This is a genomic window from Microbacterium sp. Leaf351, assembly GCF_001423825.1.
In the GTDB taxonomy this organism is placed as follows: Bacteria; Actinomycetota; Actinomycetes; order Actinomycetales; family Microbacteriaceae; genus Microbacterium; species Microbacterium ginsengisoli.
Genome location: NZ_LMPK01000007.1, coordinates 51,609 through 53,469, shown reverse-complemented (window position 1 = coordinate 53,469; position 1,861 = coordinate 51,609). Strand labels below are relative to the sequence as shown.

Genomic DNA, 1,861 nt, shown 5'->3' with positions numbered 1-1,861 from the left:
CCCGACGCGAGTTTCGTGCTCGAACGGTTCGATCGTGTGGTGGTGGGGGCGGGATTCTCCGGCCACGGGTTCAAGTTCGCTCCGGTGATCGGCCGCATCCTCGCCGATCTCGCCGAGCTCGGCTGACATGCTCATGCGGCGATATCGCGGGGGACCGCGCGAATGCGGGCCGTGTCGGGCTCAGGCCGGCGTCAGGTCGTAGCCGAACGCGAGCAGGTCGATGAATCGGCCGGGCTGCACCTCCACGGGATGCTCGCGCTCGGGGAGCCGCACGAAGCCGAGGCGTGCGTAGAGGGCGTGGGCGCCTGTCATCTCGGGGCCGCTGTTCATGACCACCCGGTGCGAGCCGCGCGCCCGAGCCTGGGCGATCACGTGGTGAACGAGGGCCGCCCCCACGCCCCGGCGCTGGGCGGCGGGTGTCACGGCCAGCTGCCGGAAGTCGGTCTCGCCGGGCCGGGCCAGATGCGAGAGGGCCTCGCCGGGCCGCGACATCCACACCGTCCCGAGGATCTCGTCGCCGTCGAGCGCGAGCCACACCTCACCCCCGTCGGCGCGCGCGGCCACGTCGCGCAGTGAGGCGATGTACTCGTCGGTCAGCGCGCCGTAGGCCGACGTGTACGCGCTGACCGTCGCCTCCCCGGCGCGGACGTACTCATCGGGTCTGGCCTCGCGAATGGTGAGTGAGTCGGATGCCGCGGTCACGCGTGCGCGCCAACGGTGGCCGGTGTCGGGGCACCCGCGAGGCCCCAGGTCTCGGCGAGCAGCTCGACGGAGCGCTCGCGGTCGCGCGGGTCGTGCGTGATCGTGGTGATCAGCAGCTCATCGGCCCCCGTCACCCGTTGCAGGGCCTCCAGCTGCTCCGCCACCTGTTCGGGTGTGCCGACGAACCGCGTCGCGAGGCGGTCGCGCACGACCGCGAGGGCGGCGGCATCCAGAGGCTGGGCGCTGGCCTCGTCGGGCGTGGGGTAGACGATCGCGCCCTGCCCGGCCCGGATGGAGTGCACCCAGTGCGCATATCCCTCCGCGAGACGCGTCGCCTCGGCCTCGCTGTCGGCGACGAGCACGTCGACCGACACGATGACGCGCGGCTCGGCGAGGCGTCCCGGCCGGAATGCGTCGCGGTAGGCGCCGACGGCCTCGCGCACGAAGGTCGGGGCGACATGGTAGTTCGCTCCGAACGGCAGGCCGAGCCGGCCGGCGAGGGCGGCGGATGCGCCCGCCGTGCTGCCGTGGATCCAGACGTCCACGTCGGTTCCCTCGGCGGGGGTGGCGTGGATCGGCACGCCCTCCGGGGCGACGTAGTCGCCCGTGATGAGCGCGATGATGTCGAGCACGTCCTGCTCGAAGTGGTCGGCGTCACCCGGGGTGCGGCGCAGCAGGCGCGCCTGCACCGCGAAGCGCTGCAGATCGAGGGTGAAGTCCGGGGCGGCCGGGATCAGCAGGCCGTCGACGGTGACGTCCTCCTTCGCGCCCTCGGTGAGCGCGGCGAAGCTGTGGGGGGTCTGGGCGGCGCTGGTCGACCCGGAGCGCCCGATGCCGAGATCGACGCGACCCGGGAAGAGTGCGGCGAGCAGCCCGGCCGACTCGGCGACGTGCAGAGGGCTGTAGTTGCCGATGATCGTCGCGGCGGTGCCCACCCGGATACGGTCCGTCGCCTGGGCGATGAGCGGAAGCAGCACGTGGGGGAGCGCGCCGGAGATGCCCGGGTTGAGATGATGCTCAGCCAGCCAGTAGCGCGCGTAGCCGAGGGCTTCCGCGCGCTGGGCGAGGCGCACGCTCGCCCGCAGGCCGTCGGCCGGCGTCTGGCCGGTGCCGAACGGGGAGAGATCGAGGATGGAGAGGGGAACGGGCACGGTCTGCT

General features: G+C 72.9%; 2 protein-coding genes. Both read right to left on the bottom strand.

The window, feature by feature from the left end:
• Positions 1–180: 180 nt before the first annotated feature.
• A complete protein-coding gene (locus tag ASG00_RS02775) occupies positions 181–702 on the bottom strand; it encodes a GNAT family N-acetyltransferase (RefSeq protein ID WP_056206667.1) in 522 nt (173 codons plus the stop codon).
• On the bottom strand, positions 699–1,861 hold a 1,163-nt coding region (locus ASG00_RS02770), incomplete at its 5' end, for an LLM class flavin-dependent oxidoreductase (protein WP_327037467.1). The genes ASG00_RS02775 and ASG00_RS02770, both read right to left, overlap by 4 nt.